A 19,216-nucleotide genomic window follows, 5' to 3' on the forward strand; every position below is an offset into this window, starting at 1 on the left:
ATCGTAGCCGCGGCTACATCCCCGGCCAGTCTTCCGCCGTGAGCGTCGCCGCATCGGCGCCGACGATCTCGGAAAGTGAATCCCGGCCCGTGCGAAGCAGCGTCGAGGTGAGGTCGCGCTTGATCTCGTCGACGAGGCCGAGGCCTTTGTACACCAGCGACGAATAGAGCTGGATCAGGCTCGCACCGGCGCGGATCTTCGTCAGCGCGGCCCCGCCGGAGTCCACGCCGCCGACGCCGATCAAGGGGAATGCGCCCTCGACGCGCACATAGGTCTCCGCGACCATGCGCGTCGACAGGCGGAACAGCGGCCGGCCGGACAGGCCGCCCTGTTCCTTGGCGCGCATCTCCTCGCGCAGCGTGCTCGGCCGCGCGATCGTCGTGTTCGACACGATCATGCCGTCGACCCGGCGCGACCGCGCCACCTGCACGACGTCGTCGAGCTGGGCGAGGCTGAGGTCCGGCGCGATCTTGAGCAACACCGGCGTGTCGCCGGCCTTCTGGCGCACCCGCTCGCGCGCGTCGATCACCCTGGCGAGGAGATCGTCGAGCAGCGCGCCTTCCTGCAGATTGCGCAGGCCCGGCGTGTTCGGCGAGGAGACGTTGACCGTGAAATAGCTTGCGACTGGCGCGAAGGTCTCGATCAGCTTGACGTAATCGCCAACGCGATCCGGCGAATCCTTGTTGGCACCGACATTGACGCCGACGATGCCACCGTGCTGCGCGCGCGCCGCGAGCCGGCGCAGGGCGGCTTCGGCGCCGTCATTGTTGAAGCCCATGCGGTTGATCACGGCCTCGTCGCGCTCGAGGCGAAACAGCCGCGGCCGCGGATTGCCGGCTTGCGGCTTCGGCGTGACCGAACCGATCTCGACGAAACCGAAGCCGAGCCGCAGCAGCGCATCCGGCACTTCCGCGCTCTTGTCGAAACCCGCGGCCATGCCGATCGGATTGGGGAAGTTGAGCCCGAAGGCGCGCACCGCGAGCTTGGGATCGTCGGGTCGCGGCTTGACTGGCGGCAGGAAGCGCAGGCCCTGGATCGCGAGGCGATGCGCGTCCTCCGGATCGAGCCAGCGCAGCACCGGCAGCGAAAATGCATCGAAGGCGCGGATCACGGGATAAGCTCCGGAACGTCGTGGCCGCCATCGGAGCGCATGTTGAGATTCATCACCGACAGCACCGCGCCGAGATCGAGCTCGCCATAGAGATGCGGAAACAGCTCGTCATTGCGCGAGCGCTCCCAGCGCAATTCGCTGCCGAGCGCGTCGCCGTCGACCTCGACCAGGAACAGCGCGCGCTGCCCGAAATAATGCTTGCGCAAGGTCTCGGGAACCTGGGGCGCGGTCGAGAAATGGATGAAACCGTCGCGCGAATCGTCCGCGCTGCCCCGGTAGACCCCCTCCCGTTCCGCCTCGCGCCAGGCCGAGGCCGGACAGATTTTGTAGATCTTGACCACCGCTTACGCAGCCCTGTTTGCTCTTTGAGTCTTTTGGGTTTTTTCGTCTCGTGCGGGTCCCTGAAACCCGGCGCGACCGTAAAGGCGGCCCCTCCCGAACTCAAGAGTTAGCCGCCACCCCTTGCGCGAAAAACGGAAAACCGGTTGATTTGAGGACAGTTTTCCTGAGTTGCGACGGGCTGGACCTCCCATGGTCAGACAGGCCAAAGCGCAGAGGATACTGACTCACGACCAGATCTGGGTCGCGCTGGATCGGCTGGCGGCGCGCGCCGGCCTGTCGCCGTCCGGTCTCGCCAAGCGCGCCGGGCTCGATCCCACCACCTTCAACAAGTCCAAGCGCGTTACCCCCGACGGGCGCGAGCGCTGGCCATCCACCGAATCGATCGCGAAAGCGCTGGCGGCAGCCGGCTCCTCGATGGACATCTTTGCCGAGTTGATCGGTGACGACGCCGGCAATGGCCGCTCGGTGCCGTTGCTCGGCCTTGCACTGGCCGGCGCGAGCGGCGCTTTCGACGAGTCCGGCTTTCCATCCGGCAAGGGCTGGACCGAGCTTGCGCTGCCCACCGCCGAGGACAGTCGCACTTTTGCGCTGGAGATTTCCGGCGATGCGCTTGCCCCCGCCTATCGCGACGGCGACATCATCCTGATCTCACCCGGCGCGCCGATCCGCAAAGGCGATCGCGTGGTGGTGAAGACCAAGGCGGGAGGGCTGACGGTCGCGACGCTGAAGCGCCGCACGGCAAAGGCACTGGAATTGCAGCCGCTCGATGCGTCGCTGGCCGAGCACACGATGGCGCCGGGCGATGTCGGCTGGATCGCGCGAATCGTGTGGGCGAGCCAGTGATTGCGTCGTGACCGGACCATGACACCGGCCGCTCTGCGTCTCGCCCCGGCGATCTTGCGACTCACCGTCCCTCTCGCATAGGTTGCGGCCGATTTTTCCGATCAAATTCATCGCAGGGGGATAAGTTGAATCGCCGTCACGCATTGAAGGCCCTGGCGGGTCTCGCACTTTGTCCGCTGTGCAAGCCCGCCTTTGCCGCCGAAGGCACGCATTGGAGCTACGAGGGCGCCGGCGGCCCGGCCCAATGGGGCGATCTCGACGCCGCCAACAAGGCCTGCGCGGTCGGCCTGCAGCAATCGCCGATCGACATCGAGGCGACGATCAAGTCGCAACTGCCGGTTCTGAAGCTGAACTGGGGCAAGAGCGCCGACACCATCGTCAACAACGGGCACACGATCCAACTCAACTTCGCCGAAGGCAGCACACTCGCGCTCGGCGACGTCAAATACAAGCTGCTTCAGGTGCACTTCCACCGGCCGAGCGAGCACATGATCGGCGGCAAGAACTTTCCGATGGAAGCGCACTTCGTGCATCGCAACGATGCAGGCGGGCTCGCCGTGGTCGGCGTGCTGATGGCGGAAGGCAAGCCGAATGCGGCCTTCGGCAAGATCGTCAAGACCATGCCAGCGGCGGAAGGCCCCGCGGTGAAGGCCGATGCGGGCATCGATCCCCACGCCATGCTGCCGCACAGGCTGAGCTACTTCCGCTATTCCGGCTCGCTGACCACGCCGCCCTGCTCGGAGGTGGTCGAATGGCTGCTGCTGACCGACCCGATCCAGGTGTCGGCCGCCGACGTCGCCGCGTTCGCAAAGCTCTATCCGATGAACGCGCGCCCGGTGCAGAAGGACAACCGGCGCTTCGTGCTGCGCTCGATCTGACGGAAGATCCGTAGCCCGGATGAGCGGAGCGACATCCGGGGCGGTCGTTGAGGCACCCCGGATATCGCTTCGCTCATCCGGGCTACACGTCATCGCCGGGCTACACGTTTCTCACGCGCTCCTGGCCAGCGCGCCGTCGATCATGTTGACCGCGTTCTGCACGCCGTACACCGCGACGAAGGAGCCGAAGCGCGGGCCCTTCTCCTGGCCGAGCAGCACCTGGTAGAGCATGTTGAACCAGTCGAGCGTGACGCCGGGACGGCCGTCCTTACCCTTCTTGACCTGGTCGAGGAACGGCTCGCGGCGGCCGATCTCGTAGACGACGTTCTGGATGTCCTCTGGCGTTGCCTCCTGCGAAAGCTGCGACAGTGCTTCGCGCAGGTCCTGGAGCGCGGCGCGCTCGGTCTCGGTCGGCACGCGGAACTGCTTCGTCGGCGCGACGAAGTCGCGATAATAGTTGATGGCATAGCCGACCATCGCGTCGAGCTTCGGATGCGTCTGCGGGCTCACGCCGGGGCGGTAGCGGCCGATGAAGCCCCACAGCGTCTCGGCGTTCTCCGCATTGGACGACGACACCAGCGTCAGCAGGAGCTGGAACGTGACGGGCATGTCGCCCTGCGGCGGCTTGCCGTTGTGGATGTGCCAGACCGGATTGCCGAGCTGCTGCTTGCCATCCTGCCTGGCAAAGCCGTCGACGAATTGCTGGTAGTCGTCGACGTTACGCGGGATGACGTCGAAATACAGCCGCTTCGCCGCCTTGGGCTCGCGATACATGAACAGCGACAGCGATTCCGGCGATGCGTAGCGCAGCCATTCGTCGATGGTGAGGCCATTGCCCTTCGACTTCGAGATCTTCTGGCCCTTGTCGTCGAGGAAGAGTTCGTAGTTGAAACCTTCGGGCGGCGTTGCGCCGAGCGCCCTGGCGATAGCACCGGAGAGCTTCACTGAATCGATCAGATCCTTGCCGGCCATCTCGTAGTCGACGCCGAGCGCGACCCAGCGCATCGCCCAGTCCGCCTTCCACTGGCACTTGACGTTGCCGCCGGTGACGGGCGTCTCGACTTCCTGGTTGGTGTCGGGATCGACATAGGTCACCGTGCCGGCCGCGACGTCGCGACGGATCATCGGCACCTGAAGCACGACACCGGTGGTCTTGCTGATCGGCAGGAACGGCGAATAGGTCGCGCGGCGATCGGGCCCGAGCGTCGGCAGGATAATCGCCATGATCTTGTCGTAGGCGGCGAGCATCTTGAGCAGCGTCGCGTCGAAGCGGCCCGACGTATAATAGTCGGTCGAACTCGCGAACTCGTAGTCGAAGCCGAAATGGTCGAGGAAGGCACGCAGGCGCGCGTTATTATGCGCGCCGAACGACGGGTATTCGTTGGAGAACGGATCCGGCACCCGCGTCAGCGGCTTGCCAAGATGCGCGGCCAGCATCTCCTTGTTGGGGACATTGTCGGGCACTTTCCGAAACCCGTCCATGTCGTCGGAGAACGCCAAGAGCCGCGTCTTGACCTTGTCCTCAGTCAGCACCCGAAAGGCATGACGTACCATCGAGGTGCGCGCAACCTCGCCAAACGTGCCGATATGCGGCAGGCCGGACGGACCGTAGCCGGTCTCGAACAGCACCTCGTCCTTCGGGCTTTTCTTCAGCCGCGCGACAATGGCCTTCGCCTGCTCGAACGGCCAGGCGTTGGATTGTTCGGCGAGCGCGCGCAGGTCGCTCGGGTTCGCGGCAAGATCGATAACGGACATCAGGGCCTCCGGGCCGCGGAAAATAGCGATTTCCGGGCAGAATGCAAAAATGGTCTTGGTCGTCATTCCGGGGCGATGCGCCAGCATCGAACCCGGAATCTCGAGATTCCGGGTTCGCGCTTCGCGCGCCCCGGAATGACGATCGCTGGCTAAAACGGGCTCACCGAAAAATACCGCAACCACAGATCGGTGTAGCGGCCTTTTTCCCAGACGCGGAACAGGGCCCAGTTCAGGGCCTGGCGCAGCACGTCGTTGCCCTTGCGCACGGCGATGCCGATGCCCTCGCCGAAGAAGCGGCTCTCGACGAAGGGGCCGCCGGAGAAGGCGCAGCAATCGCCGGAATCCGTGCCGTTGATCCAGAACGCGAGCGAGATGGCGTCGCCGAAGATGAAATCGACCTCGCCCTTGCGAAGTGCGGCGCGGAGCGCATCGTCGTTGGGATAGCCGTGCAGCTCGGCGTCGGTGAACATGGCCTTGAGATAGGCTTCATGCGCGGAGCCGGCGATGACGCCGACCTTCTTGCCTTCGAGATATTCGGGCCGGATCTCCGGCATCACCGCATCCTTGCGCGAGGCGAAGCGCGCCGGCACGCGGTAATAGGGATCGGTGAAATCGACGCGGGCGCGCAGCTGCGGGCTCACCGCCATCGAGGCGATGATGGCATCGCCCCGGTTGGAGGAGAGCGCGTCGACCAGCGTCTCGAAGCGGCGCATCTGCACCGTGCAGGTAACCTTGATCTCCTCGCACAGGCTGCGTGCGAGATCTACGTTGAAGCCGGCCGGATTGCCGTCGGCCCCGGTGTAGTTGAACGGCGGATAGTCGGTCTCGGTCAGGAAGCGGATCACGGTCAGGCGCGACAGGTCCGGCCGCTCCGGCCGCCGCCGCGGGTCCCAGAAGCCGGGCACGGCCTGCGGGGCCGCCTGCGGCGTGGCTTGTTGCGTTCCCTGGGGCGCCGCCGGCGGCTGCTTGGCCGGGGCCTGCGCTTCGGCGCCGGGCAGGCTCGCCAGCAGGCAGGCGCCGACGACCAGCCCGGTCAGGAGCCGACGGGCAGATTTGGACGATTTCGCCTGTTGCGATGGAGCCATCGGCTGGAAATGAACGAATTTCGTTGAGATCGGAGGGCCTTATAGACCATCCCGCCGGGAACGCGAGCGCCGATTGGCTCCAAGCCCGGCCATGGCGAGCCTAGAGATACCGCTTCAGGTCCGCCGCAGCCTCTTCCGGGGTCCGCTTCAGGTTGAACGGCGAGACGAAGCGGCCGTCGCGGTCCATCAGGTAGATCAGCGCGGTGTGGTCCATGGTGTAGTCGCCGTCCTTGGTCGGGACCTTCTTGGCATAGACCCGGTAGGAGGTGATCACCTTGGCGGTCTCGGCGGGATCGCCGCTGAGGCCTTCCAGATGCGGATCGAAGCTCGACAGATAGTCCTTCATCGTCGCGGGCGTGTCGCGCTCCGGATCGACCGAGATGAAGACGGCATTGACCTTGTCGGCGTCCTTACCCAGCGCGCGCAGCACTTCCGAGATCTCGAACAGCGAGGTCGGGCAGACGTCGGGGCAATGGGTGTAGCCGAAGAAGATCAGGGTCGGCTTGCCCTTCAGGTTCTTCTCGGTGACGGCCTTGCCATGCTGGTCGGTGAGCTGGAACGGGCCGCCGATCGCGGCCGGCTGCGCCACCTTGCTGACCCCGCCCATGGCCCAGAACACGATCAGCAGCCCGACAACGAGGCTTGCGGCGAAGGCGGTCGCGATCACCAGCGGACGGGCGGTGGAGCTCATGAGCGAAAAACTTCCTGTCGCAGGTCAGAAGCAGGCGGCAAAGCCGGTCCTGATCATTTCGAAGAACACCTGGCTGCCATAGTGGAACCAGAGCGCCAGCGCACCGACCACGACGAGTCCGCCGATCCCAGCGCCAGCCAACAGCAGCACGGGCGGCGTCCGGCCGGCAGTGGGCGAATTGTCCGATACAGGATGTGCTGGGTGCAGCGGTTGAGCCATGACAATGATCGGGGCGAAGGCCCGGTTCCCTTGCCATTCAAATAGGCACTGGCCCGGGCCCGGGCAAGCGCCGCGGGTATTCCAAGGAATCTCTCCCGGGAATCAGATCACGCCGATGACGTCAGCGAAGCAGCTGACCCCGAGCGGACTCCAACTGTTCCGCTTGCGGGAGAACCCGGCGCAGGGGTCGGTTGGTCGAGGCCTGCGCGTCGAGGTAGCAGGGCTTGTACATCGCCTGGAGCTGCTTGCCCCTCAGGAACAGCATGTGCGGGGTGAGGCCGCCGCGCTGGCTGATCCAGCGCTTCACCTGCGAGGGATACATCGCATAGAGCATCTGGGTCGCTTCGGTATTGGTGATGGCGCGGCCGTTGGCGCCGAAATCCCAGGCGGCGTGGAAGCCGAGCGTCGCGTGCGAGGTCACACAGATGCGGTCGCGCGGAATGGCGCCGAGGACGATGGTGCAGGCCGAAGCACAGAGGCCGTCGATGATGACCGTATCGCCTGACTGGCGCAGGTCCTGGTATCTGTCGACGTAAGTTCCGATCCGCCCGCCGCGGTCATCCGCGATCCGAACCACCGCGTGAGAAGCCCCCATGCAAGCGATCAGCAGAACCGTCGCAAGCACCCCAGTCAGAAACCTCATTGTCCCCCGCCCCAGTCGATTTCGAATCTGCGTGTCAGGTTCGTGATGCGTGACTAGCGTCCGTCGTAACCGTGGTTTTGTCTAGGCGCGCCGGCTCGCTCAAAACAAATTCAAATCCAGTGTTGCGTCGGCGCTGCACCAGGTCCGCTTCGGTCCCAAACTGGAACAAGTTAACGGACTCTTACGCCTCACGCCCTTGATCTCAGTTACAACCGCTGGCTTCAATCCGGACAACTACAGGGGGGAACCGATGGAGGGGGAAACACATGGCTGAAAAGACGGATGTCATCGTCGTCGGTGCAGGACTATCCGGACTGGTTGCCGCAACCGAGATCGCGGACGCGGGCAAGCGCGTGATCGTGGTCGACCAGGAAGGCGAGCAATCGCTCGGCGGCCAGGCGTTCTGGTCGTTCGGCGGATTGTTTCTGGTTGATTCGCCGGAGCAGCGCCGGCTCGGCATCAAGGACTCCTTCGACCTCGCCATGCAGGACTGGCTCGGCACTGCCGGCTTCGACCGCGACGAGGATTTCTGGCCACGGCAATGGGCCGAAGCCTATGTGGCGTTCGCGGCCGGCGAGAAACGCGACTGGCTGCGCGCGATGGGGCATCGCATCTTCCCGGTGGTCGGCTGGGCCGAGCGCGGCGGCTACGACGCGATGGGCCACGGCAATTCGGTGCCGCGCTTCCACGTCACCTGGGGAACCGGCCCCGGCATCGTCGAGCCATTCGAGCGCCGCGCGCGCGAGGCCGTGAAGAGCGGCCGGCTGACCTTCAAGTTCCGCCATCGCGTGGATGCGCTCTCCATCACCAACGGCACCGTGGATGGCATCAGCGGCGCGATCCTCGCGCCTGACAATGTCGAACGCGGCAAGACCTCGTCACGCAATGTGGTCGGCGAGTTTGCGCTGAACGCGCAGGCGGTGATCGTGGCCTCTGGCGGCATCGGCGGCAACCACGAGCTGGTGCGGCAGAACTGGCCGAAGCGGCTCGGCGAGCCGCCGAAATTCATGATCTCGGGCGTGCCCGAACATGTCGACGGCCGCATGATCGGTATCACCGAGAAATCAGGCGCACGGCTGATCAACCGCGACCGCATGTGGCACTATGTCGAAGGCATCCAGAACTGGAATCCGATCTGGCCGCGCCACGGCATCCGCATCCTGCCCGGCCCGTCCTCGATGTGGTTCGACGCAACAGGCACGCGGCTGCCGGCGCCGTTGTTTCCCGGCTCCGACACCCTCGGCCAGCTCCAATACATCATGTCCACGGGCTATGATTATTCCTGGTTCATCCTGACCCAGAGCATCATCAAGAAGGAATTTGCGCTGTCGGGATCAGAGCAGAACCCCGATCTCACGGGCAAGAGCTGGCGGATGACCTTGCGCCGCGCCACCAACAAGGGCGCGCCGGCGCCGGTGGAGGCGTTCAAAAGCCATGGTGTCGACTTCATCGTACGCGACAAGATCGAGGATCTCGTCGCGGCCATGAACAAGCTCGCCGGCAGCGACCTCCTCAAGCTCGAGCACATCAGGATGCAGATCGAGGCGCGCGACCGCGAGATCGCCAACCCCTACGTCAAGGACGCGCAGGTGATGAACATCCACAATGCGCGGCGCTATATCGGCGACAAGCTGATCCGCACCGCCTCGCCGCACCGGATCCTCGATCCCGCGCAGGGGCCGCTGATCGCGGTCAAGCTCAACATCCTCACCCGCAAGACGCTCGGCGGTTTCGAGACCGACCTCGACTCGCGCGTGTTCGGCGCGGAGGGCAGCGTCATTCCCGGCCTCTATGCGGTCGGCGAAGCCGCCGGCTTCGGCGGTGGCGGCGTGCACGGCTATCGCTCGCTGGAGGGCACCTTCCTCGGCGGCTGCCTGTTCTCGGGACGCAATGCCGGCCGTGCGGCGGCGAAGGCCGTGGGATAGCGCATGCGGCGGTGGATGCAGATCGGGGCGCTTCTCGCAGCATTGGTCGCAACCACCGTTGCATCCGCCGATACGATCGACGTCGGCGGCGCAAAACGCTCCTACACCGCGCAGCTGCCGGCGAAGCGGCTGGTGCCGCTCGTGATCGTGCTGCATGGCAAGACCCAGCGCGGCGCCGACATGGTCGCGCGGACGGCGTGGCCGCAGGTCGCAAAGCGTGAGGGTTTTGCCGTGGTCTTTCCCGATGGCCTCAACCACGCCTGGGCCGATGCGCGAACCAAGGCGGGGCCTGCGCTGCGCGGCCCGCCGCCGGGCACCGACGACATCGCCTTCATTGCAAAGCTCGTCGAGAAGCTGGTGGCGAACGGCACGGCCGATCCAAAACGCGTTTATGTCGCCGGCATCTCCAATGGCGGCGCCATGGCGATGACGCTGGTCTGCGCGCGCGCCGATCTGTTCGCGGCGGGCGCGAGCGTGATCATGAACCTCACTGACGAGGCCGCCGTCACGTGCCATCCATCGCGGCCGCTGCCGATGCTGCTCATCAACGGCACGGCCGACCCGCTGGTGCCTTACGAGGGTGGACGCGGATCGAGCTATTTTGCCGCAGACGGGTTCTGGTCCACCGAGGAAACCCTGGCATTCTGGCGCAAGCTCAATGGCTGCGAGGCCGATGACGCCGAGGTGACCGACCTGCCCGACAGGGCGCCCGCAGACCAGTCCACGGTCACGCGGATCTCCTCGCGTTGTCCCAAAGGACACGACGTCGTGCTCTATCGCGTCAAAAATGGCGGCCACCGCATGCCCGGATTTTCGCCGGATGCCCGCTTCCCGAAGGTCGCAACCAGCATGCTCGGGCCGCAGAATAACGACATCGACGGCGCCGAGACGATCTGGTCGTTTTTCAGTCAGTATCCGTGAACGGCACATGCATCGGCGGCAACGCATGCATTGCCGGGGTGGCACAGCGCAAGGCGCTGGGCTAGACAGGGCCGCCATTCCAGCAGGAGATCCCCAATGAGCATTCAGCGTTTCGAAACCGGCCCGCGCATGAGCCAGGTCGTCGTGCACGGCAACACCGTCTATCTCGCCGGTGTCGTCGCCAACAAGGCCGCGGGCGAAAGCGTCACGAAGCAGACCCAGGACATCCTGGCGACCATCGACGGCCATCTCGCCAAGGCCGGCACCGACAAGTCGAAGCTGCTCTCGGCCACGATCTACATCACCGACATGAAGACCTTCGGCGAGATGAACGCGGTGTGGGACGCCTGGGTCTCGCCCGGCAACACCCCGGCCCGCGCCACCGTCGAAGCCAAGCTGGCGGCGGCCCAATACACCGTCGAGATCATGGTGACGGCGGCGAAGTAATTTTCGCGCTGAAATTATTGCGAGTATCTGAGGCGCGACGAGACCATCGTCGCGCTTCAGTCGTTTTCCGACCCATGACGTCCGAGGTAATCGATCGGCGCTCGTAAACCTTCGATAGTTGGAACAGCCGAACACGGCGCCATCGAAGGAGAGCACCATGACCGACGCCATCACCATCGCCAGCCGCTACATCGATCTCTGGAATGAGCGCGCTGGCGGCCGCCGCCGCGAACTGCTCAGCGAAAACTGGACGGCGGATGCGAGCTATGTCGATCCCCTGATGAAGGGCGACGGCCGGGACGGAATCGACGCGCTGATCGCGGGCGTGCAGCAGCGCTTTCCCGACTTCAAATTCAAGCTGATCGGCGAGCCCAACGGCTACGGCGACCATATTCGCTTCAGCTGGGGCCTAGGTCCTGACGGTGTCGACAGCCCCATCAAGGGCACCGATTTCGCCGTGCTGAAGGACGGCCGCATCAGGAGCATCACGGGATTTCTGGACCAGGTGCCCGCGGGCGCGTGAGGGGCTGAGTGGAACCTCAAGCTCAGTCGTCGTCCCTGCGAACGCAGGGACCCATACCGCGCGATCTATCGGTTTGGGAGGCGGGAGTACCGAGCGACTGATCTTCGCCAAACTCCTCCCTGGGGTTATGGGTCCCTGCTTTCGCAGGGACGACACCTCCTGTTGGGCGCGAGCTTTGCGCCCAACACGGCATCATAGCGCCAGCCGATACGCAGCCTTCGCATTTACCCCAAACGCCTTGTCGCGCACATGCGCGCCAAGCCTCGCCAGGCACGCCTCCAGCGCGCCCTTGATCTCGCCATAGCGCCCGGCAAGCAGGCACACCGGCCAGTCCGAGCCGAAGATGAGGCGATCCTCGCCAAAGCAATTCGCGGCATGATCAATGAACGGAAACAGTCGCTCCGCATCCCAGTCATTCCACACCGCTTCCGTCGCGAGCCCCGAAATCTTACACCAGACATTGGCGCAAGTCCCGAGCGCCGCGATGCGGTCGGCCCATTCGGCGCTTCCGCCATCGGCGATCGGCGGCTTTGCTGCGTGGTCGAGCACGAAGCGCGCCTGCGGAAAGGCCTGCGCGGTTGCAATGGCGGCGGGCAATTCGCGGGTGCGGACGAGGAAATCGTAGGTGAGATCGCGGGCGAAAATTGCTGTTAGGCCACGCTGGACGTCCTCGCGCAGCAGCCAGTCGGGATCGGCCTCATCGTGCACCTGGTGACGGATGCCGACCAGCTTCTTGCCGCCGGGCGCGGCGCGCAGCCGGTCGAGCGTGTCGCCAAGCGCGCCGTCGGTCAGATCGACCCAGCCGACGACACCAATCACCGAAGGCGTGGCATGCGCGATGCGCAAGAATTCCTCGGTCTCCTCGAGCGCGGAGCGGCACTGCACCACGATGCTCGCGTCGATGTCGTTCGCTTTCAACAGCGGCGCGAGATCGGCGGGTCCGAACGCGCGGCGGATCGGCGTGAGCTCGGGCGCGTCCATCCAGGGATAGTCGGCGCGCGCCGGATCCCAGAAATGCTGATGGCCGTCGATGATCATGCCTCACGCTCCGCCCGGCAGCGGCGCGCGGGCGTCGACGAGGTTTCGCGCGCGCAGCTCCTGCCAGAAGGCTTGCGGCACCGCCGTCTCCGACATCGCGATGTTGTCGGCGACCTCCGCGGCGTTGCGCGCGCCCATCACGGCGACCGTCACGGCCGGATGGGCCATGCAGAACTGGAGCGCAGCGGCTTTCAGCTCGGTGCCGTGCTTGCGGCAGAGCTCGTCGAGCTCGAGCGCACGCGCGATCAGCGCCGCGTTGGCGTCCTGATAGTTGAACTTCGCGCCGGGATGCGGATTGGCCAAAATGCCGCTGTTGTAGATACCGCCGAGCAGGATGCCGATGTTCTTCGCTGCGCAGACCGGGAACAGCGCATCCAGCGCGCCCTGGTCGAGCAGCGTGTACCGGCCGGCGAGCAGGAAGCAGTCGACCGGCAGGGCTTGCGCAAAACGGACCAGCATTTCAGACTGGTTCATGCCGGCACCGATCGCCTTGACCGTACCGTCGCCGCGCAGCCGCTGGAGCGCGCGGAAGGCGCCGGCCACGGCGTCATCATAGTGATCGTCGGGATCATGCACGAGCAGGACGTCGATACGGTCGAGCCCGAGGCGTGTCAGGCTCTCCTCCACCGAACGCATCACGCCGTCATAGGAGAAGTCGAACACCGGCCGCTCGCGCGACGTGCCCTTGTAGTGCTCGTCCTCGGCGGCGGCGCCATCGGGCGCGCGCAGCAGGCGTCCGACCTTGGTCGAGATGATGTAGGAATCGCGCGGCTGCTGCCGCAGGAAAGCGCCGATCCGTCGTTCGGCGAGGCCAAAGCCGTAGAGCGGCGCGGTGTCGTAGAAGCGGACCCCGAGCGCCCAGGCGCGCGCGATCGTCGCCTCCGCATCGGCATCGCTGACGGGGCTGAACAATCCGCCGAGCGGGGCGGAACCGAGACCGAGTGAGGTGACGTCGAGAGAGCCGAGCCGCGACCTGTTCATTCCCATTGCCTTCCAACAGTCTTCCAACCATCCAAATCATCTCTCCCGCTTGCGGAAATCGCAAGCGGGAGAGGCACGCAGGAGCGCGGGGCTGGCGGCGCTCCTACTTCAACATCTGTGCAACGTTGTCCTTGGTCACGAGATCGAGGCCGGTGTAGACGATCTCCGGCACCTTCTCGCCCTTCTTGATGGCGAGCAGCGTATCCATCGCCTTCTCGCCCATCTCGAACGGACGCTGGCCGACCAGCGCATTGGCATAGCCGTCGCGCAAGAGCTCGAGCTGCATCTTCAGCGTATCGGCAACGACCAGCGTGAACTTGCCGGCATCGATGTCCTTCTTGTTCCTGGAGGCGAAGGCCTTGAAACCTTCAGGGGCGAACATCGGCCAGCCGCCGATGGGAACGATGGCGGCGAGATCGGGCGTGGCGGTGCGCATATCCGTCATCTGCTGGACCGCCAGCGCCGGATCGTCGTTGCAGAAGGTCGGCGACCCCGCGACCTCGGTCCATTTCGAGCCCTTCAGCGCCTCACGGACGCCGTCGACGCGCTCGGCGAGATTCTTGGCGCCCGGACCGCCCGAGACCATGGCGTATTTGCCGCCGTCGGGCCGCAGCTTCACGAGCTCCTTGCCGAGCGCGACGCCGAACTCCTTGTTGTTGGTGCCGATATAGGCGATCCGCTTCGACCCCGGCGCATCGGCATCGAAGGTGATGACGGGAATGCCCGCCGCGGTCGCCGCCTCGATCGACTTGGTCATGGCGGCAACGTCGGCGACCGAGATGGCGAGGCCGTCGACCTTCTGGGTGACGAAATCCTGGATGATCTGCGCCTGCGTCGCCGGCTCATGCTCGACCGGACCCTTGTAGATGCACTCGATATTGCCGAGCTCCTTGGCCCGCTTCAGGCAACCGTCGCGCGCGAAGTCGAAGAACGGATTGTTCATCGCCTTGGGCACGATCACGAATCGGTAGTTCGCGGCAAACGCCGGCGTCGCCATCATCGCGACGGCGATGCCGGCAAGAAGAAGTTTCCTCATTGTCTCCTCCACCCTTCTCTGGCGCCCGTCCGCTTAAGATCGTCCGGGAAGCGGACAGGCGGCATTTTCGTTGCCCTCCCGGAACGACGTCACGTCAGACCATCCGCGAGCGGATGCGATCGACCAGCACGGCCAGGATGATGATCACGCCCACCAGCGTCTGCTGCCAGTAGGAGCTGACCTGGGCGAGCACGAGACCGTTGCGGATCACTTCCAGCAGCACGCAGCCGACGATGGCCCCCAGCGGGCCGCCGATGCCGCCCGCGAGGTTGGCGCCGCCGATGACGGCCGCCGCGATCACGTTGAGCTCGTAGGACGTCGCCATGTTGGCGGGCGCCGAGCCGAGCCAGCCGGAGATGATGATGCCCTGGAGCCCTGCGGCGAGCGCGCAGATCACATAGACTTCGATCTTCACCCGCACCACCGGAATACCCGTCAGCTCCGCCGCCTTCTCGTTGCCGCCGAGGGCGAAGACGTGGCGACCGAACGAGCTGTGGTGCAGCACCACGGCCATCGCCAGCGCGAGGACCACGAGATAGATGAAGGGCACGGGCACGCCGAGCACATCGCCCGACGTGAGCGCATAGAAATAATCGGCGTCCGGCCCGCCCGGAAAACTGCCGCGGCCGTTGGAGACGACATAGCCGAGCCCGCGCACGATCGAGAGCATGCCGAGCGTCGTGACGAAGGGCGACAGGCCGAGAACGGCGATGCAGAAGCCGTTGACGAGCCCTGCGATGAGGGCGACGCCGAGTCCCGCGAGGATCGAGACCAGCAGGATCAGCCCCGGCACATTGGCCAGCACGGTCTTGCCGTCGGCCGCCATGTGCACGAACAGCGAGCCGGCAGGCGAGCCGGGCGCCGACAGCTCGGTCATCACCATCGAGGTGATCATGGCCGAGAAGCACATCATCGAGCCGACCGACAGATCGATGCCGCCGGTGATGATCACGAACGTGACGCCGAGCGTCGCGATGGCGATGAAGGAGAAGTTCTTCGCCACGTTCTGCATGTTGCCTTCGGTAAAGAAATAGGGGCTGGCGAAATGCATGATCACCAGCAGCACCGCCAGCGCGAGCAGCACATAGCCGGTCTGGGAGGCGAAGATGCCGCGCTGCCACCATCTGATCCGGCCGACATTGGTGAAGCTGATCGGAGATTCCATGGGCATGGCCATCACGCCGCCTCCTTCGCGCCGGTGATGAGAGCGGTGACTTCCTCGGGCGACGTCTGGTGGATCGGCTTGTCGGCCCGCTTCTCGCCGCGGCGCATGACGATGACGCGGTCGCACACCGCGAATACGTCGGGCATGCGGTGCGAGATCAGCATCACGGCGACGCCCTGCTCCTTCAGCCGGTGGATCAGGCCGAGCACCTGCTCGACCTGGCGGACCGAGATCGCCGCGGTCGGCTCGTCCATCATGACCAGCCGCGCGTTGGAGAGCCGCGTCCGCGCGATCGCGACCGCCTGGCGCTGGCCGCCGGACATCTGCTTGACGAGATCGTCGGGGCGCGTCTCCGAGCGCAGCTCGCCGAACAGCTCCAGCGCGCGGGCCGCCATCGCCTTGTGGTCGAGCAGCGCAAGCGGGCCGAACCTGCGCTTCAGCTCGCGGCCGAGGAAGACGTTGGCGGCAGCCGTCAGATTGTCGGCGAGTGCGAGGTCCTGGTAGACGACCTCGATGCCGACGGCACGGGCATCCACCGGGCGATTGAAATGAACCGCGCTGCCGGCGAAGCGGATCTCGCCATGGCTGGGGCGGAAATTGCCGGCGATGATCTTGACCAGCGTCGACTTGCCGGCGCCGTTGTCGCCCATCAGGCCGACGACCTCGCCGGGCTGGACCTGCAGGTCGACGCCGTGAAGCGCGCGGATTGCGCCGAACTCCTTGCCGATGCCGGTCAGCTCGAGGACCGGTGTCGCTTCAGCGTTTGTCATCAGCGGCCTTCCTCAGACGTAGCGGTTGACCAGGGATTCCAGATATTCCTGCCGCCCCGAACGCGGCTGCGGGTCGAAGCCGGGGCTGAGCGCGCGGTCGGCAAGTTCGGCGAGCGAGCGCTGGCCGCCAAGAATGGCCCGGCCTTCGGGCCCGGCCCATCCCTCGTAGCGCTTCGCCAGCGGTGCGGTGAGAACGCCGGCGTCGAGCATGTCCGCGGCGGCGAGGAAGGCGCGCGCGCAGGCATCCATCGAGCCGACATGGGCATGGATCAGATCGTCGGGATCGATCGACTGGCGGCGGATCTTGGCGTCGAAATTGAGCCCGCCGGAGGTGAAGCCGCCGCGGTTCAGGATCTCGTGGAACACCAGCGCCAGCTCCGGCACGTTCATCGCGAACTGGTCGGTGTCCCAGCCGAGCAAATCGTCGCCGCGATTGATGTCGAGCGAGCCGAACACACCGAGCGCCTCCGCGAGCGCGACCTCGTGATGGAAGGAGTGGCCGGCCAGGATGGCGTGGTTCTGCTCGATGTTGAGCTTGACGTCGTTTAGGAGATCGTAGCGTTCCAGGAAGCCGTAGCAGGTGGCCACGTCGAAATCATATTGATGCTTGGTCGGCTCCTTCGGCTTCGGCTCGATCAGGATCGGGCCCTTGAAGCCTATTCTGTGCTTGTGCTCGACGACGAGCGAGACGAAGCGGCCGAGCTGGTCGAGCTCGCGCCTGAGATCGGTGTTGAGCAGCGTCTCATAGCCCTCGCGCCCGCCCCAGAGCACGTAGTTCTGGCCGCCGAGCCGGTGCGTCACCTCCAGCGCGGCGCGAACCTGGCCGGCAGCATAGGCGAAGATCTCCGGGTCCGGATTGGTCGCCGCGCCCGCCATGTAGCGGCGATGCGTGAACAGGTTCGCGGTGCCCCAGAGCAGGCGGACCCTGGCCGAGGCCATCTTCGCTTCGAACAGATCGGCAATCGCGTTGAGGTTGGCAATGGATTCCGCGAGCGAAGCTCCTTCCGGCGCCGCGTCGACATCGTGGAAGGTGAAGAAGGGCACGTCCAGCAGGCGGAACAGCTCGAAGGCGACATCGGCCTTGGCGCGCGCTTGCGCCATCGCATCGGCCCCTCGATGCCAGGGGCGCAGGAACGTCTCGCCGCCGAAGGGATCGCCGCCGGGCCAGCAGAAGGAATGCCAGTAGCAGACAGCAAAGCGCAAATGATCCTCGAGCCTGCGGCCATGGACGAGGCGGTCCTTGTCGTACCAGCGGAAGGCGAGCGTGTTGGCCGCATCCTTGCCGCCGAAGGCGACAGGGGCGCTTGCATCGAAGAATTTGGCTGATGCGTTCACTTAGGGCTCTCCTTCAACGCAGGATAAAGCTCGCGCCACCGCCGATAGGCCTCGTCATAGGCCGCAGTGACGGATGCGCGGGGTACAAAGCTCGCGAGCCGGCGCGGGCGCTTGCAGACCTCCGCGGGATCTTCGCCGGTGGCGGCGAGCCGGCCGAGACGCGCGGCGCCGAGCGCCGCCCCGACCTCGCCTTCCTCGACGCGGTGGACGGGAATGCCGAGCACATCGGCGCAGATCTGCGCCCATAGCGGCGAGCGCGAGCCGCCGCCGACGAGATCGACCTCCGCAATCGGCCCGCTGGCCGCGCTCAGCGCCGCGAGGTTGTCGCGCGCGGCAAAGGCGACGCCTTCCAGCACGGCCTGCACGATCTGGCTGCGCCCGGTCGCACCGCGCAAGCCGACGAAGGCGCCGCTGGCGGCGGCATCGTTGTGCGGCGTGCGCTCGCCGTCGAGATAGGGCAGGAATTTGATGGAGCTCGGTCCGTCGACGCGCTCGCCGAGCGGCGCCAGGAGCGCGGCGGCCGGCGTCTCCATCACGCCGGCGAGCCAGGCCAGCGAAGCCGCGGCCGACAGCATCACGCCCATCTGGTGCCAGAGGCCGGGCAGCGCATGGCAGAACGCATGCACGGCCGAGGCCGGCGCCGGTGCGAACCGATCGGTGACGCGGAACACCACGCCGGAGGTGCCGAGCGACAGGAAGGCATCGCCCGGTGCGATCGCGCCGAGCCCGATAGCGCTCGCGGCATTGTCGCCCGCGCCGCCGGCGATCACGACATCTTTCGCCATGCCCCAGCGCCGCGCGAATTCCGGCGCGAGCACTGCGCTGACCTCGCTACCCTCGACGAGGCGGGGCATGTGATGGAGATCGAGTCCGGTGGCATGCAGCAGCAGGGCCGACCAGCGGCGCAGACCGACATCGAGCCACAGCGTGCCCGCGGCGTCGGACATATCCTCGACCATTTCGCCGGTGAGGCGATAACGCACATAGGCCTTCGGCAGCAGCACCTTTGCCACGCGCTCGAACAGCTGCGGCTCCTGCCGCGCGACCCAGAGCAGCTTTGGCGCGGTGAAGCCGGGCATTGCCAGATTGCCGGCGATCGTGTGCAGCGACGGGCAGCGCCGCTCGAGCGCGACGCATTCCGCGTGGGAGCGGCCGTCGTTCCACAGAATCGCGGGTCGCAGCGGCCGTCCGTCCTCGCCGAGAAGAGTTGCGCCATGCATCTGGCCGGACAGCCCGATGCCGCGCACCTGCGCGACCGCGCGCGGTTGATGGCCTGCGAGGTCGTCGACGGCGCCAACCGCCGCATCGACCCAGGCGTCGGGATCCTGCTCGGACCACAGCGGCGCGGGATGCGACAGCGCGAGCTCGCGCGCGGCCGTCGCGACAATCGCGCTGGCTTCGCTCACGAGCACCGCCTTCACACCGGACGTGCCGATGTCGATTCCGAGATACACGCCGTCCTCCCTCCCTTTCGCCTGTCGCGATGTGCGAGCTTGGAGTCGCATTCA

At 65.8% G+C, this 19,216-nt stretch carries 20 protein-coding genes; 6 read left to right on the forward strand and 14 right to left on the reverse strand.

What is annotated here, in order from left to right; genetic code table 11:
* Positions 1-13: 13 nt before the first annotated feature.
* The gene (locus NLM25_RS42315; RefSeq protein WP_254140869.1) at positions 14-1,111 is read right to left on the reverse strand and encodes a quinone-dependent dihydroorotate dehydrogenase; all 1,098 of its coding nucleotides are present in this window, start codon (positions 1,109-1,111) and stop codon (positions 14-16) included.
* A complete protein-coding gene (locus tag NLM25_RS42320; RefSeq protein WP_254123839.1) occupies positions 1,108-1,452 on the reverse strand; it encodes a DUF952 domain-containing protein in 345 nt (114 codons plus the stop codon). Before NLM25_RS42320 ends, NLM25_RS42315 begins: the two co-directional genes overlap by 4 nt.
* 190 nt (positions 1,453-1,642) lie before the next feature.
* Here NLM25_RS42320 and NLM25_RS42325 point away from each other — a divergent pair, with 190 nt between their 5' ends.
* Positions 1,643-2,296 (forward strand): helix-turn-helix transcriptional regulator, encoded by a 654-nt coding sequence (locus NLM25_RS42325; protein WP_254123840.1) that lies wholly within the window; start codon positions 1,643-1,645, stop codon positions 2,294-2,296.
* A gap of 125 nt (positions 2,297-2,421) precedes the next feature.
* The gene (locus tag NLM25_RS42330) at positions 2,422-3,174 is read left to right on the forward strand and encodes a carbonic anhydrase (protein ID WP_254140870.1); all 753 of its coding nucleotides are present in this window, start codon (positions 2,422-2,424) and stop codon (positions 3,172-3,174) included.
* Positions 3,175-3,285: 111 nt separating this feature from the next.
* On the opposite strand, the gene NLM25_RS42335 is transcribed toward NLM25_RS42330, so the two are convergent.
* From NLM25_RS42335 to NLM25_RS42350, 5 genes are all read right to left on the reverse strand, one after another.
* Positions 3,286-4,929, reverse strand: a complete 1,644-nt coding sequence (locus NLM25_RS42335) for a lysine--tRNA ligase (RefSeq protein WP_254140871.1) — start codon at positions 4,927-4,929, stop codon at positions 3,286-3,288.
* 149 nt (positions 4,930-5,078) lie between these two features.
* The gene (locus NLM25_RS42340; protein ID WP_254124714.1) at positions 5,079-6,014 is read right to left on the reverse strand and encodes a transporter substrate-binding domain-containing protein; all 936 of its coding nucleotides are present in this window, start codon (positions 6,012-6,014) and stop codon (positions 5,079-5,081) included.
* Positions 6,015-6,114: 100 nt separating this feature from the next.
* Positions 6,115-6,705: an SCO family protein gene (locus NLM25_RS42345; RefSeq protein ID WP_254140872.1), complete on the reverse strand. Its 591-nt coding sequence runs from the start codon at positions 6,703-6,705 to the stop codon at positions 6,115-6,117.
* Positions 6,706-6,729: 24 nt separating this feature from the next.
* Complete coding sequence (locus NLM25_RS44610) at positions 6,730-6,855, reverse strand: hypothetical protein (protein ID WP_256570816.1); 126 nt, start codon at positions 6,853-6,855, stop codon at positions 6,730-6,732.
* Between the two features lie 190 nt (positions 6,856-7,045).
* Positions 7,046-7,567 (reverse strand): hypothetical protein, encoded by a 522-nt coding sequence (locus NLM25_RS42350; protein WP_254123845.1) that lies wholly within the window; start codon positions 7,565-7,567, stop codon positions 7,046-7,048.
* A 266-nt stretch (positions 7,568-7,833) separates the two neighbouring features.
* Here NLM25_RS42350 and NLM25_RS42355 point away from each other — a divergent pair, with 266 nt between their 5' ends.
* The 4 genes from NLM25_RS42355 (at position 7,834) to NLM25_RS42370 (ending at position 11,383) form a co-directional block, all read left to right on the forward strand.
* Positions 7,834-9,492 (forward strand): FAD-binding dehydrogenase, encoded by a 1,659-nt coding sequence (locus NLM25_RS42355; protein ID WP_254140873.1) that lies wholly within the window; start codon positions 7,834-7,836, stop codon positions 9,490-9,492.
* A 3-nt stretch (positions 9,493-9,495) separates the two neighbouring features.
* Entirely contained in the window at positions 9,496-10,413 is a 918-nt protein-coding gene (locus NLM25_RS42360; protein WP_254140874.1) for a PHB depolymerase family esterase, read from the forward strand.
* Positions 10,414-10,509: 96 nt separating this feature from the next.
* On the forward strand, positions 10,510-10,860 hold the full coding sequence (locus NLM25_RS42365) for a RidA family protein (RefSeq protein ID WP_253572958.1): 351 nt from the start codon (positions 10,510-10,512) through the stop codon (positions 10,858-10,860).
* Positions 10,861-11,017: 157 nt separating this feature from the next.
* Positions 11,018-11,383, forward strand: coding sequence for a nuclear transport factor 2 family protein (locus NLM25_RS42370; protein ID WP_254140875.1), 366 nt, complete (start codon positions 11,018-11,020; stop codon positions 11,381-11,383).
* A 192-nt stretch (positions 11,384-11,575) separates the two neighbouring features.
* On the opposite strand, the gene NLM25_RS42375 is transcribed toward NLM25_RS42370, so the two are convergent.
* From NLM25_RS42375 to xylB, 7 genes are all read right to left on the reverse strand, one after another.
* Positions 11,576-12,421 carry an amidohydrolase gene (locus NLM25_RS42375; RefSeq protein WP_254140876.1) on the reverse strand — a complete coding sequence of 282 codons (846 nt, stop codon included), beginning with the start codon at positions 12,419-12,421 and terminating at the stop codon, positions 11,576-11,578.
* Positions 12,422-12,424: 3 nt separating this feature from the next.
* Positions 12,425-13,402, reverse strand: a complete 978-nt coding sequence (locus NLM25_RS42380; RefSeq protein ID WP_254140877.1) for an aldo/keto reductase — start codon at positions 13,400-13,402, stop codon at positions 12,425-12,427.
* Between the two features lie 103 nt (positions 13,403-13,505).
* The gene (locus NLM25_RS42385) at positions 13,506-14,438 is read right to left on the reverse strand and encodes a sugar-binding protein (protein ID WP_254123851.1); all 933 of its coding nucleotides are present in this window, start codon (positions 14,436-14,438) and stop codon (positions 13,506-13,508) included.
* 94 nt (positions 14,439-14,532) lie between these two features.
* A complete protein-coding gene (locus NLM25_RS42390; RefSeq protein ID WP_254123852.1) occupies positions 14,533-15,615 on the reverse strand; it encodes an ABC transporter permease in 1,083 nt (360 codons plus the stop codon).
* A complete protein-coding gene (locus NLM25_RS42395) occupies positions 15,615-16,373 on the reverse strand; it encodes an ATP-binding cassette domain-containing protein (RefSeq protein ID WP_254123853.1) in 759 nt (252 codons plus the stop codon). The genes NLM25_RS42390 and NLM25_RS42395 overlap by 1 nt, the downstream gene beginning before the upstream one ends.
* Positions 16,374-16,385: 12 nt before the next feature.
* Entirely contained in the window at positions 16,386-17,708 is a 1,323-nt protein-coding gene (gene xylA / locus NLM25_RS42400; RefSeq protein WP_254140878.1) for a xylose isomerase, read from the reverse strand.
* A complete protein-coding gene (gene xylB, locus NLM25_RS42405) occupies positions 17,705-19,162 on the reverse strand; it encodes a xylulokinase (RefSeq protein WP_254140879.1) in 1,458 nt (485 codons plus the stop codon). The genes xylA and xylB overlap by 4 nt, the downstream gene beginning before the upstream one ends.
* Positions 19,163-19,216: the final 54 nt, after the last annotated feature.

It is taken from the genome of Bradyrhizobium sp. CCGB01, from assembly GCF_024199795.1.
Taxonomy (GTDB): domain Bacteria; phylum Pseudomonadota; class Alphaproteobacteria; order Rhizobiales; family Xanthobacteraceae; genus Bradyrhizobium.